Origin of the sequence: Bradyrhizobium sp. 521_C7_N1_3, assembly GCF_052075975.1 — a bacterium.
GTDB classification, from domain to species: domain Bacteria; phylum Pseudomonadota; class Alphaproteobacteria; order Rhizobiales; family Xanthobacteraceae; genus Bradyrhizobium; species Bradyrhizobium japonicum.
The window spans coordinates 3,668,268-3,682,866 of sequence record NZ_CP197232.1; the positions used below are offsets into that span (position 1 = coordinate 3,668,268).

At 64.2% G+C, this 14,599-nt stretch carries 11 protein-coding genes; 9 read left to right on the forward strand and 2 right to left on the reverse strand.

From position 1 onward, the window contains the following. Positions 1-12 precede the first annotated feature (12 nt). Positions 13-819, reverse strand: a complete 807-nt coding sequence (gene hpaH / locus AB7008_RS17040) for a 2-oxo-hept-4-ene-1,7-dioate hydratase (protein ID WP_441259125.1) — start codon at positions 817-819, stop codon at positions 13-15. Between the two features lie 111 nt (positions 820-930). On the opposite strand from hpaH, the gene hpaR reads away from it, so the two are divergent. The 8 genes from hpaR (at position 931) to AB7008_RS17080 (ending at position 10,121) form a co-directional block, all read left to right on the forward strand. Continuing rightward, positions 931-1,446, forward strand: coding sequence for a homoprotocatechuate degradation operon regulator HpaR (gene hpaR / locus AB7008_RS17045; RefSeq protein ID WP_041955771.1), 516 nt, complete (start codon positions 931-933; stop codon positions 1,444-1,446). A gap of 294 nt (positions 1,447-1,740) precedes the next feature. Then, a complete protein-coding gene (locus tag AB7008_RS17050) occupies positions 1,741-2,886 on the forward strand; it encodes an ABC transporter substrate-binding protein (protein WP_028157186.1) in 1,146 nt (381 codons plus the stop codon). An 84-nt stretch (positions 2,887-2,970) separates the two neighbouring features. Continuing rightward, the gene (locus AB7008_RS17055) at positions 2,971-3,843 is read left to right on the forward strand and encodes a branched-chain amino acid ABC transporter permease (RefSeq protein WP_015687508.1); all 873 of its coding nucleotides are present in this window, start codon (positions 2,971-2,973) and stop codon (positions 3,841-3,843) included. Then, positions 3,840-5,618 carry a branched-chain amino acid ABC transporter ATP-binding protein/permease gene (locus AB7008_RS17060; protein ID WP_248882056.1) on the forward strand — a complete coding sequence of 593 codons (1,779 nt, stop codon included), beginning with the start codon at positions 3,840-3,842 and terminating at the stop codon, positions 5,616-5,618. Before AB7008_RS17055 ends, AB7008_RS17060 begins: the two co-directional genes overlap by 4 nt. Next, on the forward strand, positions 5,618-6,346 hold the full coding sequence (locus tag AB7008_RS17065; protein WP_248882057.1) for an ABC transporter ATP-binding protein: 729 nt from the start codon (positions 5,618-5,620) through the stop codon (positions 6,344-6,346). Before AB7008_RS17060 ends, AB7008_RS17065 begins: the two co-directional genes overlap by 1 nt. A gap of 93 nt (positions 6,347-6,439) precedes the next feature. After that, the gene (locus AB7008_RS17070; RefSeq protein ID WP_441259126.1) at positions 6,440-7,525 is read left to right on the forward strand and encodes a malate/lactate/ureidoglycolate dehydrogenase; all 1,086 of its coding nucleotides are present in this window, start codon (positions 6,440-6,442) and stop codon (positions 7,523-7,525) included. Between the two features lie 128 nt (positions 7,526-7,653). Next, positions 7,654-8,430, forward strand: coding sequence for an HpcH/HpaI aldolase family protein (locus AB7008_RS17075; protein WP_028157190.1), 777 nt, complete (start codon positions 7,654-7,656; stop codon positions 8,428-8,430). Positions 8,431-8,597: 167 nt separating this feature from the next. Continuing rightward, positions 8,598-10,121, forward strand: a complete 1,524-nt coding sequence (locus AB7008_RS17080) for a UxaA family hydrolase (protein WP_039151250.1) — start codon at positions 8,598-8,600, stop codon at positions 10,119-10,121. 13 nt (positions 10,122-10,134) lie between these two features. Here AB7008_RS17080 and AB7008_RS17085 read toward each other — a convergent pair whose 3' ends face one another. Further along, on the reverse strand, positions 10,135-11,052 hold the full coding sequence (locus tag AB7008_RS17085) for a lipase family protein (protein WP_441259127.1): 918 nt from the start codon (positions 11,050-11,052) through the stop codon (positions 10,135-10,137). Between the two features lie 263 nt (positions 11,053-11,315). On the opposite strand from AB7008_RS17085, the gene AB7008_RS17090 reads away from it, so the two are divergent. Continuing rightward, the gene (locus AB7008_RS17090) at positions 11,316-14,585 is read left to right on the forward strand and encodes a DUF2126 domain-containing protein (RefSeq protein WP_441259128.1); all 3,270 of its coding nucleotides are present in this window, start codon (positions 11,316-11,318) and stop codon (positions 14,583-14,585) included. Positions 14,586-14,599 lie beyond the last annotated feature (14 nt).

Here is a 14,599-nt window from a genome sequence, read left to right on the forward strand (position 1 = left end):
TTTTTTGCTCGCCTAAGCGAAGTAGCAGCTCACCGAGCCGTAGGCGCCATAATCGGCCTGAATTGTGTCGCCCTTGCGGGTCTCGATCGGACGGATGAAGGAGCCGGCGAGCACGATCTGGCCGGGCTCGAGCGCAAGGCCGTGCGGCGCGATCTTGTTGGCGAGCCAGGCTACCGAAGTGGCGGGATGATTGAGCACGCCGGCGGCGAGGCCTGTCTCCTCAAGCTGGCCGTTCTTGAAGCAGAGCGCGCCGATCCAGCGCAGGTCCGCGTCCAGCGGGCGGATCGGACGGCCGCCGAGCACGATGCCGGCATTCGCCGCGTTGTCGGCGATGGTGTCGAAGATTTTTCGCGTCGCTTTCGTCTTGGGGTCGACACGTTCGATGCGCGTGTCCAGGATCTCAAGCGCCGGCACGACGAAGTCGGTGGCGTTGAGCACGTCGAACATCGTGCAGTCCGGCCCCGCGAGGCGCTTGCTCATGACGAAGGCGAGCTCGGCCTCCACGCGCGTGGCGATGAAGCGCTCGGTCGGAACGAGGCCGCCATCGGCAAAGCACATGTCGTCGAGCAGCACGCCGGAATCCGGCTCGTCGATATTGAGCGCGCTCTGCATCGCCTTCGAGGTCAAGCCGATCTTGTGGCCCTTGACCGTGCGGCCCTCCGCGAGCTTGAGGTCGACCCACGCCTTCTGAATCGCGTAGGCGTCAGCGATGGTAATGGCTGGAAAATCCTGCGAGAGCTGCCGGATCTGGGTGCGGGTCTTCTCCGCCTGGTGCAGACGGTTCGCACAAGCTTGGATATCGTCGTTGGAAAGCGCCATCTGTGATCTTACAAATCGTGGTGCCCGAAGATACTTAACATGTTAAGTGAATGCGTAAAACACAATTTGGGTTTGCTGCACTGCAAACATTTTGCGGCTTGAAAGGACGACATGGCGAAGAGACCGGCTGATCCCGCGAACGGAAGTGAGCTCGCCGCACGGCAGGTGCCGATGCGCGACTTCTCGCGCTCGCTGCCGATGTCGCTGCTGAGGGCACGTGAAGCGGTGATGCGGCAATTTCGTCCCAAGCTGCGCGAGCACGGCCTGACCGAGCAGCAATGGCGCATCCTCCGGGCCCTGGCAGCCATCGAGGCCGCGGAGGTGACTGAGCTCGCGCGCACGGCATTTCTCCTCGGCCCGAGCCTGTCGCGCATCCTGCGCGATCTCGAGGCGCGCAATCTGATCGAGCGCAAGACCGCGAAGGCGGACCAGCGCCGCAGCATGGTCTCGATCTCGAAAGAGGGCGTGAAGCTGATGGCTGCGGTCGCCCCATCCTCGGAGGCGATCTACGCCGAGATCACGCAACGCTTCGGCGCGCGCAAGCTCGCCGAGTTGCAGGAGATGCTCGGTGAGTTGGAACTGTGTCTCGCTTCCACCGACGCGAGCGACGTTACGGATGAAACGTAACGGCAAATTTGCATGATGACTTTCCTGCCACGCATGACTGTCGTCGTTGCATAACGCGTGGGCAGCGCGATCGCCGTGAAATGCGCGAAAAGCCCTTAAAAAATAGCCGAGAATAGATCGTCGCCGCAGGTGTTAGTCATCTTCGGGCGCGAGCTCTCCGCACTTAGTCGATGGCGTCTCAATATCAATTTACTCACGCGGAGAGAATCCGTAAGTAGCATCCGGCTCTGCATTCAGGGAAAGAGCCAAGACAAAGAAGGGCCGACAAGGATGCCCGGCCCCAGGGAGGAATGAATGAGACTGACGAGACGCGACTTCGCTGCCGGAATTGCTGCCGGCATTGCCGCGCCCTACCTCATCAAGAGCGCGCATGCGCAAGGCGCCACCATCAAGATCGGCATGTGCGCGCCCGTCACGGGCCCCGCCGCTGAATCCGGCGGCTACGCCGTCAAGGGCGCCAGGCTCGCGCTCGAAGCTGTGAACAAGGCCGGCGGTATCCTGGGAAAGCAGGGCGAGTTGATCGTCGAGGACGACCAGACCACCAATCCAGGCATCGTGCTCGCATTCTCCAAGCTCGCCGCGCAGTCCGACATCGTCGGCTTCCTCGGCTCGATCCGTTCGACCCAGGTGCACGCGATGGCGCCCGACGTGATCAAACTTGGCAAGCCCGTGATGATCGGCGGTACCGATCCGAATCTCACCCATATGGGCAATCAGTGGCTGTTCCGCTGCCGTCCGAATGACAGCTATTCCGGCCGCGTGATCGCCGAATACGGCGTCAGTACGCTGGCCAAGAAGAAATGGGCCGTGCTGCACTCGACCGATGCGTTCGGCACCGCAGGCGGCAAGGCGCTGACCGAAGCGCTGACCAAGCTGGGCGCGCCGCCCGTGCTGGATCAAGGCTATGCCAACCAGAGCCAGGACTTCACCCCGGTCGTGCTCGCGATCAAGCAGTCCGGCGCCGACATCCTCGGTTCCTACTTCACGTTCGAGAACGATCTCGGCATCTTCGCTCGCCAGCTCCGTCAGCTCGGCGTCAACATCCCGTGGGTCGGCTCGCCCTCGATCGTCAACATCACCGCGCTGAAGCTCGCGGGTCCCGCGCTCTACAACACGTATGGCGTGGCGGACTATGCCGAGGATTCCAGCGAGGGCTCGAAGGCGTTCGGCAAGATCTACCGCGACGCGGTCAAGGTTGCGCCCGACAACCAGAGCTCGTGGACCTTCGACGCCATCAACGTGCTCGCGCAGGGCATCAACAAGGCCGGCACCACCGAGCCCGGCAAGGTCCGTGAAGCCATCCTCGCGATCAAGAAGTTCCCGGGCGCTGAGGGCGAATACAATTTCGACCAGAACGGCGACGGTCTCCACGGCTACAACATCGTGAAGAACGACAAGGGCAAGATCGTCTTCGACAAGCACATCGAGTTCAACGATTGACGTTGAAACGACCTCCCCGATCCCGGTCGGGGAGGTCGAAACGTCTTTCATTGGACGAATCTGACCTCCAACAGAACGCTTGTCATGGATCTCGCCCTACAACTCCTGTTTACCGGCATCGGTATCGGCGCCGTCTACGCGCTCGTTGCGCTCGGCTTCGTGCTGATCTTCCGTGCCACCAACGTGGTGAATTTCGCCCAGGGCGAATTCTCCATGGTCGCGGCCTATCTGATGGTCGTCGCGATCGAAGCCGGTCTGCCCTATTGGGCGGCCTTCATCGTTGCGCTGCTCGGCATGGCGCTGCTCGGTGTCATCTTCAATCTCGGCGTCTATTATCCGCTGCGCCACCGCACCTATCTGCCCGTGATCATCGCCACCATCGGCGCCTCGATCCTGCTCGCCAATTCCGTGCTCGCGATCTACGGCCCGCAGCCGCAGGTGCTGGAAGGCTGGTTTGAAACGCCCGGCATTCAGGTCGGCCCGGTCTATCTCGACAGCCAGTATCTGCTGATCATCGGCGTCACCATCTGTCTCGTGATCTTCAATTTCTGGTTCTTCGAGAAGACGCTGCTCGGCAAGAAGCTGCAGGCGACCTCGCAGGACAAGGAAATGGCCTCGCTGCTCGGCATTTCCGTCTCCACCATGATCATGATCACCTTCATCTATTCGGCGGTGCTTGGCGGCCTTGCCGGCATCCTCGTTGCGCCCGTGCTGTTCGTCTCGATCCAGATGGGCTCCACGATCGCGCTGAAGGCGTTCGCGGCTACCATCATCGGCGGCTTCGGCGACGTTGCCGGCGCCATCATCGGCGGTCTCGCCCTCGGCGTGATCGAGACCTTTGGCGCGGCCTATATCTCGGTGCCTTACAAGGACGGCTTCGCCTTCCTGGTGCTGGTCGCCTTCCTGATCTTCCGGCCGCAAGGCATCTTCGGCGAACGCGTGGCGGAAAAAGCATGAGCGCACCCAGCGACAACATGCCGATTCCGGCGCCCGCCATCCGTTCGAAACCGCTCGTGATCCGGCACCTGCCGTACTTCATCGGCGCGGCGATCCTGGTCGCGCTCGCGGCCAACATGCGCTTCGACGGATACATCCATAACATCCTGCTTCAGGCCACCACGTTCGCGATCGCGGTGTTCGGGCTCTCGGTGGTGCTCGGCCTGTGCGGCCAGATCAATCTGGCGCAAGCCGCGTTCTTCGGGCTCGGCGCCTATGCGGTCGGCATCGGGACGAATGATCTGCATGCCAGCTTCTGGCTGTGCCTCGTCGGCGGCTGCGTGATCTCGCTGTTGGCCGGCGCCTTCCTCGGCATGTCGACGCTGCGGCTCGGCGGACATTACCTTGCGATGGTCACGATCTCGTTCCAGCAGATCGTCACGCTGGTGATGATCAACGCGATCTGGCTGACGCACGGTCCCGACGGCGTATCCAACATCAAGCGACCCGACCTGTTCCAGTCGTCGCAGAGCTATCTCGCCTTCTGCGTCGCGATGCTGGCGATCGTCGGCTATCTGGTCTGGCATCTCTCCGACACCAAGCTCGGCCGCGCCATGCGCGCCGTGCGCGACAACGAGCTTGCGGCCGGCGTCAACGGCATCGACGTCTTCCGCACCAAGATCTACGCCTTCGCGCTCTGTGCGCTGCTCGGCGGGCTCGCGGGCGGATTGTTTGCCGGCGGCTTCGCCTATGTCAGCCCCGATCAGTTCTCCTTTGCGGAATCGATCGTGTTCCTGACCATGTCGCTGCTCGGCGGCGTGGCCTCGCCGATCGGTTCTGCCATCGGCACGGGTCTCTTGATCCTGATCCCGGAATGGCTGCGCTTCCTCAAGAGCGTGCCGGGCCTGTATCTCGCAATCTACGGCCTGTTCGTGATCCTGATCATCCGCTTCATGCCCGACGGCATCTGGGGCTTTGTTGCGGACGCCTTCACGCGCTGGCGCGCCAAGATCAAGGCGCCGCCGGCCGCGGCTGCCCTGCAATTGAAGCCGGCGACGATCGGCGGCGACACGGTGCTGGAAGTCACCGGCCTGTCGAAGCATTTCGGTGGCCTCAAGGCCGTCGACGGCGTCGACATCGCCGTTAAGCGCGGCGGCGTGCATGCGCTGATCGGTCCGAACGGCTCGGGCAAGACCACGACGCTCAACGTGCTCTCGGGTCTCTATGAAGCGACAGCCGGCAAGATCGTGCTCGACGGCACCGACATCACCCACATGCCGCCGCATCAGCGCACGGCTTCTGGTCTCGGCCGCACGTTCCAGAACATTCGCCTGTTCCGTTCGATGACGGCGCTGGAGAATGTCGAGATCGGCGCCGAGCGGCCCGGCAACACCATGGTCGGGAAGGGCGACGACGCTCTGACCGAGCGGGCGATGGAGGCTCTGACCTTCGTCGGGCTCGGCAGCCGCGCCAACGAGCTGATCTCGAGCTTCTCCTACGGCCATCAGCGGCTGATCGAGATTGCCCGTGCGCTCGCCTCGAACCCGACGCTGCTGCTGCTCGACGAGCCCGCGGCCGGCCTCAACTCGACCGAGAAGCTGGAACTGCACGAGCTGCTCAAGCGCATCGCGGCGCAGGGCCTGACCATCCTGATCATCGATCACGACATGACGCTGGTCTCGGAAGCGGCCCAGCACATCACCGTGCTCAACTTCGGACGCCGTATCGCGGACGGCGAATCCCTGGCCGTGCTGCGTCATCCCGACGTCGTCTCCGCCTATCTCGGGAGCGAATGATGCCGTTGCTCGAAATCCGCAATCTGGTGGTGCGCTACGGCGAGATCGAAGCGCTGCGCGGGGTGACCTGCGCGGTGGAGCAGGGGCAGGTGGTGACGCTGCTCGGGGCCAACGGCGCCGGCAAGTCCACGACCTTGCGCGCCATCTCCGGCCTCGCCAAGCCGACCTCCGGCGACATCCTGTTCGACGGCAATTCGATCGCAGGTCTTGGTCCCGAAGCGATCGTCCGCATGGGCATCAGCCACGTGCCGGAAGGCCGCAGGGTATTCCCGGGTCTCACCGTGAAAGAGAACATCATGCTCGGCGCGTCCAATCGCCGGGCGCCGACCTCGGAGATCTCGCGGGAGGCGGACGCGATGTTCGACCTGTTCCCCGACATCCGGAAGTTCACCAACGCGCTCGGCTGGACGCTGTCCGGCGGCCAGTTGCAGATGGTGGCGGTCGCGCGCGGCTTGATGGCCAAGCCGCGGCTGTTGTTGCTCGACGAGCCCTCGCTTGGTCTTGCGCCCGTCATCGTGCAGGCCGTGTTCAAGATCATCTCGGAGATCCGGCGCAATACGACGGTGCTGCTCGTCGAGCAGAATGCGCGCATGGGCCTGTCGGTGGCCGATTACGGCTATGTGCTCGAAACCGGCCGCATCGTGCTCGGTGGCAAGCCCGACGAGCTCTGGGGCAACGAAGCGATCCGCGCCGCCTATCTCGGCGGCCATGGCAAGGTAAGTGCTTAGGGCATGGTCCGGACCCGGAGGGCCGCGTTAGCGCAAAGTGTGCAGCGGTTTTCCGAGAAGATCATGCCCAGACAATAACCGGGGAGTTTGTCCATGGTTACGATCCAGGTCCAGAACCTCATCGACTTCGTCGGCGAGGTGTTTGGTCATGCAGACTCCTCGCCGGAGGAGGCGAAGCGGATCGCGACCTGTCTCACCACGGCCAATCTCACCGGCCATGACAGCCACGGCGTGATCCGTGTGCCCGTCTACATCCGCTGGCTGAAGACCGGCTTCGTGGTCCCCAACCAGACCGCAGAGGTGGTTGTCGACACGCCTTCGCTCGCGGTGGTCGACGGCAAGTTCGGCTACGGCCAGACCGTGACGCCGCAGGCGGTCCGGATCGGCATCGAGAAATGCAAGAAGGCCGGCCTTGCCGCGGTCGCGTTGCGCAATGCCGGCCATATCGGCCGCGTCGGCGACTGGGCCGAGATGGCCGCCGCCGAAGGGTTGGTCTCCGTGCATTTCGTCAATGCCGCCGGCTCGCTGCTGGTGGCGCCGTTCGGCGGCGTCGAAAAGCGGCTCTCAACCGCGCCTTACTGCGTCGGCATCCCGCGCGAGGGGCAGGATCCGATCGTGCTGGATTTCGCCACTTCGGTCGTCGCCGAAGGCAAGGTGCTGGTCGCAAGCCGCGGCGGCAAGAAGCTGCCGAAGGGCGCGCTGGTCGATGCCGACGGGACCCTGAGCGAGGACCCGACCGTGCTCTACGGGCCCTTCACGCCGGAGGGGCCGCGCGACCACACCAAGGGCACCGGCGCGATCCGCGCCTTCGGCGACCACAAAGGCTCGGGCCTTGCCTTCATGTGCGAGCTGCTCGGCGGCGCGCTGACCGGAACCGGGGCCACCTCGGGCGGGCGGCGCTTCGCCAACGGCATGCTGGCGTTCTATGTCGATCCGAAGGTGATCGATACCTCCCATGTGTTCGATGCAGAGGTGTCGCGCTATACCGACTTCATTCGCGCCACCAAGCCGATGGCGGGGGTCGATCAGGTGCTGATTCCGGGCGATCCCGAGCGGAAAACCCGGGCCGAGCGCACCAAGAACGGCATCCCCTTGCCGGATGACACCTGGGCGGCGATAGTGAACACCGCCCGCGAGGTCGGTGTCAGCGAAGTCAGCATCCAGCGGGCGACCGCATAGGTCTTGCGTCATTGCGAGCGTAGCGCGGAGCCCCGGTTCGCGGTAACAGCAGAGCCGTGCTGTCGCGGCGCTCGTCATGGTGACGAAGGTCCAAACAACGGTCCAAGCAACAAAAGAAGGAAGGCAACGTGGCGAACAAGGTCAAGGAAATCTGGAAGTCGGGCAAGGCCGTCGTCAACGCGTGGCTCGCGATTCCCTCCGGCTTCTCGGCCGAGATGATCGCGCAATGCGGCTTCGACAGCGTCACCGTCGACATGCAGCACGGCGTGCAGGACTATCTCTCGATGGTGCAGTGCTTCCAGGCGATGGATAAGCATCCCGTGACCCCGATGGTCCGCGTGCCCTGGAACGAGCCCGGCATCATCGGCAAGGTGCTCGACGGCGGCGCCTATGGCGTGATCTGCCCGATGGTCAACACGGCGCAGGAGGCCAAGAACCTCGTGTCGTATTCCAAATATCCGCCGCAGGGCGTCCGCTCCAACGGCCCGATCCGCGCCGGCATGTACGGCACCGCGGGCTCCTACCAGAAGACCGCGAATGCCGACACCATCCTGCTGCCGATGATGGAGACCAGGACCGCGGTCGAGAACATGGAAGCGATCCTCGATGTCGAGGGCATCGACGGCGTCTATATCGGTCCGTCCGATCTCGGCTTCTCCTACGGCCTCGAGCCGAAGCTCGACCGCACCGAGCCGGAGATCCTCGCGATCTACGACAAGATCATCAAGGAATGTGCCAAGCGCGGTCTCAACCCGGGCATCCATTGCAGCGGCGCGGAAGGCGCGGCGCGTGCCATCAACATGGGCTTCAAGCTGGTGACGTTGTCCAACGAAGTCGGCCTGATGACGACCTACGCCAAGATGCAGGTCAACGCGACCCGCAAGGATTCGGCCGGGAAGGCATAGGCACTCTCGTGTCTCGGATGCGATGCGGCGCGTAGCGCCGCTTCGCAGAGCCGGGACCCAGAAGCCAGCGAAGTATGCGACGTGACAACCAGGCCCCGGATCCGCAGTGCACCGTTTCACGCTGCGCAGCGTCCGGGGCACGATAGTTTTGATACAGGAGACCTGCCATGACCATCAGCCCCGTCATTCGCCTCCATCCCGATGATGGCGTGCTGATCGCGCGCGCGAGCCTGCCGCCGGGAACATTGGTCGCCGACGGCGTGACCACGGTCGAGCGCATTCCCTCCGGCCACAAGGTCGCGATCAAGCCGATCGCATTGGGCGAGCCGGTCAGGCGCTACGGCCAGATCATCGGCTTTGCGACGGTGCCGATCACGCCGGGCCAGCACGTGCATACGCAGAACTGCGGCATGGGCGATTTTTCCAAGGACTATGCCTATTGCGCCGACGTCAAGCCGACGCCGAACTTCGACCTGCCGGCGACCTTCGAGGGCATCCGCCGCCCGGACGGCCGCGTCGCCACGCGCAACTATATCGGCATCCTCACCTCGGTGAATTGCAGCGCGCATGTCGCAAGCCTCGTCGCCGACGTCTTCAAGAAGAATCCGTTCACCGGCGACAATCCGCTCGCCGACTTTCCCAATGTCGACGGCGTGGTCGCGCTGACCCATAAGACCGGCTGCGGCATGACGCAGAACGAGCCCCTGGCGCTGCTCCGCCGCACGCTCGGCGGCTATGCGCGTCACGTCAACTTCTCCCACGTCATCGTGCTTGGGCTGGGCTGCGAGGTGAACCAGATCGGCGGCCTGATGGAGGAGCAGAAGCTCGCCGGCCGCCTCCGCGCGATGGACATCCAGGAGGTCGGCGGCACCCGCAAGACGGTGGAAGCGGGTATTGCCTTCGTACGCGAGGCGCTCGCTGATGCCAACAAGGTGAAGCGCGAGAGCGTCCCGGCGAGCGAGCTCACCGTGGCCCTGCAATGCGGCGGCTCGGACGGTTATTCCGGCGTATCCGCAAACCCGGCGCTTGGGGCTGCCAGCGATCTCATCGTCCGTCACGGCGGCACCGTGATCCTGTCGGAGACGCCCGAGACCTACGGCGCGGAGCACCTGCTCACTCGCCGCGCCGTCAGCCGCGAGGTCGGCGAGAAGCTGGTCGATCTCATGCGCTGGTGGGACGCGTATACCGAGCGCGAGGGCGCCGAGATGAACGCCAATCCGAGCCCCGGCAACAAGGCCGGCGGCCTCACCACCATCTTGGAGAAATCGCTCGGCGCGATGGCCAAGGCCGGCACCACCAATCTCGTCGACGTGCTGCGCTATGCCGAGCCCATCACCAAGAAGGGTTTCATCTTCATGGACACGCCCGGCTACGATCCGGTCGCTGCGACCGGCCAGGTCGCCGGCGGTGCCAATCTGGTCTGCTTCACCACCGGCCGCGGCAGCGTGTTCGGCTGCAAGCCGGCGCCCTCGATCAAGCTCGCCACCAACACGCCCATGTACAAGCGCATGGAAGAGGACATGGACGTCAATTGCGGCACCATCCTCGAAGGTGAGGAGAGCGTCGAGCAGTGCGGCCAGCGCATCTTCGAGCTCATCCTGAAGACCGCGTCCGGACAGCCGACCAAGAGCGAAAGCTTCGATTTCGGCGGCGCCGAATTCGCGCCCTGGGTGCTCGGGGCGACGATGTGAGGCTGAGCGGCCGTTACGGAATGGTGACCGACAACGCCCGGAAGTAGCTTGCCGGAACATGGTCGCGCACGAAGCCGGGCAGGATGTCGGATTGGTCGAGCGTCCGCGGGTCGATGTCGCGGAGTTCCTTGATGCTTGGGATCTTCAGGTGGAAATTGCGCGCGGCACCAAGCCCGACTTGGAGGAGGCTGGGGTCGTTTCCCTCTTTCGACTCCGGCACCTGACCTGCGAAGGTCGAGCCAGACGCGCAACGCAGCATTTGGCCGACGTGGCGGAAGTTGCCTAGCAGGCTGGGTGGAACGGCCGGGACGATGTCGTTACCGTTGACGAGCCGGAACGTGCTTTCGCCGAGAGGCTCGTAGGCTTCGAAGAAATCCTGACCGCCGGTTCGCGGCCCGCCAAACGTGTAAACGGCGGTTGCCCGCAGGCCAGCATCCAACGCCCGCAGTGCCGCGATATTTGCCAAGGCACCGCCCATGCTGTGTCCAGTAAAGAAGAGCGGCTGTCCGGCGCCGCCACTCCTGATCGCGACTTCGATGTCTGATCGGACTGCGTCGACGGCTTCGGCAAATCCCTTGTGAAAAACATTTGGACTTGGCGCGAGGGTGAAGTCGGTGATCCAATCCTTGATACTGAGCGGATCGGTGCCGGAGAGTGTGACGAAAGTCGCGCCGCGTCCGACGGCGACAATGAAGCGGGCTTTTGGCGGCACCAAACCTGTAGCGGGAGTGTCGGCACCGAAGCCGCGCATCTCCAGCCCCAGTGCCTTCAGGATATTGTCTACCTTGTCGCGGTCGTCGGTCTCGTAGGCGAGCTGCGACAACCACATCATGGCTTGCGCGTTTCCCGGTGTGAAATCTGGAGTGACCGTGAAACCATCGAGCGCGTCGGCGCGATAGGAAGCTCGCGGGAATCTGACCAGAAAGCTCATCGGAAACATCTCCTCTTTCAGGCCGCGCCACGCGTCGATACGTTGCGCGGCAACCATTACGAACGGGAGAGTCCATCATGCGCAAAGCGGCGCGTCGGGCGCGGCTTGTGCAGGCAATGGTTCATTCGATCATAGGTAGATCACTTCGGCAAGTGTAACTCGCCGATCAGCCCGCGGCGTAGGCAACCCGTGCCCGTTGTTAGTGCTTGATCCCACCCGGAACCGGTGTTCTGCTCAAAAAAGCTGCTGGAGCACCGCACCCCGTGTCGATCTACGTCGCATTACATCACGTCACGCACTACAAATACGACCGCCCGATCGATCTTGGCCCGCAGACCATCCGGCTGCGGCCGGCGCCGCATACGCGCACGCCGGTTCTGAGCTATTCGCTCAAGGTCACTCCGGCCAATCATTTCGTGAACTGGCAGCAGGACCCGCAAGGCAATTGGCTGGCGCGCTACGTGTTTCCGGAGAAGACGACCGAGCTGAAATTCGAGGTCGACTTCACGGCGCAGATGACCGTGGTCAACCCGTTCGACTTCTTCGTCGAGCCCTATGCCGACAGCTTTCCGTTCGAATATCCGAAGGACCTGAAGACGGAGCTCGCGCCTTATCTCGAGACCATCAAGCCCGATCGCCTGTTCGCGAAATTTCTCGACACGATCCCGCACGAAGCTCCGAACACCGTCAACTTCCTGGTCGATCTCAATCGCGAGCTTCAGAAGCACGTCCGTTACATCATCCGCATGGAGCCCGGCGTGCAGACGCCAGAGGAGACGCTCTCCTCCGGGGCTGGCTCGTGTCGCGACTCTGCCTGGCTCCTGATCCAGACCCTGCGTCATCTCGGCCTCGCGGCGCGCTTCGTCTCCGGTTACCTGATCCAGATCCGTCCCGACATCGATCCGATCGAGGGACCGCCCGAGGTGGAAAACGATTTCACCGATCTGCACGCCTGGGCCGAGGTCTATCTGCCGGGCGCAGGCTGGATCGGATTCGACGCGACGTCCGGAATGCTCGCGGGCGAGGGGCACATCCCGGTTGCGGCCACGCCGCATTATCGCTCGGCGGCGCCGATTTCCGGCGGCGCCGGCTTTGCCGAAGTCGAGTTCGCTTTCGATATGAGCGTCAAGCGCATCCGCGAGGCGCCGCGCATCACGAAGCCGTTCTCCGACGAATCCTGGACGCGGCTCAACGATCTCGGCGAGCAGGTCGATGGCGATCTCGCAAGCCAGGACGTGCGTCTCACCATGGGCGGCGAGCCGACCTTCGTCTCCGTCGATGATCTCGAAGCGGCGGAGTGGAACACCGAGGCCGTCGGCCCGACCAAGCGCGCATTGGCCGACGATCTGATCCGCCGCCTGCGCACGCGTTTCGGGCCGGGCGGCCTGCTGCACTACGGCCAGGGCAAATGGTATCCGGGCGAGAGCCTGCCGCGCTGGGCTTTTGGGCTCTATTGGCGCAAGGACGGCGTGCCGATCTGGAAGAACGCCGATCTCATCGCCAAGATCGAAAATCCGCGGCCCGCGCAGGTGAAGGACGCTGAGACCTTCATGGAAGGTGCGGCGTTGCGGCTCGGGCTCGATCCCGGCTACATCATGCCGGCCTACGAGGACACCGCGCTCTGGCTTCAGAAGGAAGCCGAGCTTCCCGTCAATGTCGATCCGTCCGACTCCAAATTGTCCGACCCGGAGGCACGTGTGCGGATCGCGCGGGTGTTCGAGCAGGGCCTCAACACCCCGCGCGGATTCGTGCTGCCGGTGCAGCGCTGGAACGCGCCGCCGCGCTGGCGCAGCGAGCGCTGGCAACTCCGGCGCAATCATCTGTTCCTGATGCCGGGCGATTCCCCTCTTGGTCTGCGCCTGCCGATCGGTTCGCTCGGCTACGTTCCACCCGATCAATATCCCTACATCGTCGAACGCGACCCGATGGAGCCGCACGGCAAGCTGCCGGTGTTCAGCCTTCCGGCGCGTCCGGAAGCGCCGCCGCCGGCCGCGCCCGAGAAACTCAACACGTCGGTCCCGGTCCGCACCGCGATGTCGGTCGAAGTCCGCGACGGCGTGCTCTGCGCCTTCATGCCGCCGGTCGAGCGCATCGAGGATTATCTCGAACTGGTCGCGGCCCTCGAAGCCACCGCCGAGGAGATGCAGCTCCAGGTCCATGTCGAGGGCTATCCGCCGCCGTTCGATCCACGCATCGAGGTCATCAAGGTGACGCCGGATCCCGGCGTCATCGAGATCAACATCCAGCCGGCCAAGAGCTGGCGCGACGCGGTCGACATCACCTCAGGCCTCTATGAGGACGCCGGCAAGGTGCGCCTCGGGGCCAACCGCTTCCTGGTCGACGGCCGCCACACCGGCACCGGCGGCGGCAACCACGTCGTCGTCGGCGGCTCGAGCCCGCAGGACTCGCCGTTCCTGCGCCGTCCCGATCTGCTCAAGAGCCTGGTGCTGCACTGGCAGCGGCATCCGTCGCTTTCCTATTTCTTCTCGGGACTGTTCATCGGCCCGACCAGCCAGGCGCCGCGTATCGACGAAGCCCGGCACGACAGCATCTACGAGCTCGAGATCGCGCTCTCGCACGTGCCGCCACCGGGCTACCAGGCGCCGCTGTGGCTGGTGGACCGGTTGTTCCGGCATCTGCTCGTCGACATCACCGGCAACACCCACCGCGCCGAGATCTGCATCGACAAGCTCTATTCGCCCGATGGCAGTACGGGCCGGCTCGGCCTCGTCGAATTCCGCGCGCTCGAAATGCCGCCCGACCCGCGCATGTCGCTGGCGCAGCAGCTCCTGATCCGCGCGCTGATCGCAAAATTCTGGCGCGAGCCGCAGACCGGCAAGTTCGTGCGCTGGGGCACCGCGCTGCACGATCGCTTCATGCTGCCTCACTTCATCTGGCAGGATTTTCTTGACGTGCTTTCTGAGTTGAAGCAGTCCGGCTATCCCTTTGAGCCGGAATGGTATCTGGCCCAGCTCGAATTCCGCTTTCCCGCCTTTGGCCGTATCCATCATGGCGGCGTGACGCTGGAGCTGCGGCAGGCGCTGGAGCCCTGGCACGTGCTCGGCGAGGAGGGCTCGGCCGGGGGCACGGTGCGTTATGTCGACAGTTCGGTTGAACGGCTTCAAGTGAAAGCTGAGGGCTTTGTCGAGGGCCGCCACGTCGTGACCTGCAACGGCCGCCGCCTGCCGATGACCTCGACCGGACGCTCCGGGGAGGCGGTCGCTGGCGTCCGCTTCAAGGCCTGGCCGCCGGCCTCCGGCCTGCACCCGACCATCCCCGTTCACGCGCCCCTGACCTTCGACCTGATCGACACCTGGAACGGCCGCTCGCTGGGCGGCTGCGTCTATCATGTCGCCCATCCCGGCGGCCGCAGCTACGACACCAAGCCCGTCAACACCTACGAGGCCGAGGCGCGGCGGCTGGCGCGCTTCCAGGACCACGGCCATACGCCGGGTCCGATGCAGCCGCCGCCCGAGGAACGCACAAGTGAGTTTCCGCTGACCCTCGACTTGCGGACCCCGCTCCTGCAATGAGAATGATGGTGGGG

Coding starts and splice junctions, on each gene's coding strand:
- hpaH (WP_441259125.1), bottom strand. CDS start 819: ATGGCGCTTTCCAACGACGATATCCAAGCTTGTGCGAACCGTCTGCAC.
- hpaR (WP_041955771.1), top strand. CDS start 931: ATGGCGAAGAGACCGGCTGATCCCGCGAACGGAAGTGAGCTCGCCGCA.
- AB7008_RS17050 (WP_028157186.1), top strand. CDS start 1,741: ATGAGACTGACGAGACGCGACTTCGCTGCCGGAATTGCTGCCGGCATT.
- AB7008_RS17055 (WP_015687508.1), top strand. CDS start 2,971: ATGGATCTCGCCCTACAACTCCTGTTTACCGGCATCGGTATCGGCGCC.
- AB7008_RS17060 (WP_248882056.1), top strand. CDS start 3,840: ATGAGCGCACCCAGCGACAACATGCCGATTCCGGCGCCCGCCATCCGT.
- AB7008_RS17065 (WP_248882057.1), top strand. CDS start 5,618: ATGCCGTTGCTCGAAATCCGCAATCTGGTGGTGCGCTACGGCGAGATC.
- AB7008_RS17070 (WP_441259126.1), top strand. CDS start 6,440: ATGGTTACGATCCAGGTCCAGAACCTCATCGACTTCGTCGGCGAGGTG.
- AB7008_RS17080 (WP_039151250.1), top strand. CDS start 8,598: ATGACCATCAGCCCCGTCATTCGCCTCCATCCCGATGATGGCGTGCTG.
- AB7008_RS17085 (WP_441259127.1), bottom strand. CDS start 11,052: ATGAGCTTTCTGGTCAGATTCCCGCGAGCTTCCTATCGCGCCGACGCG.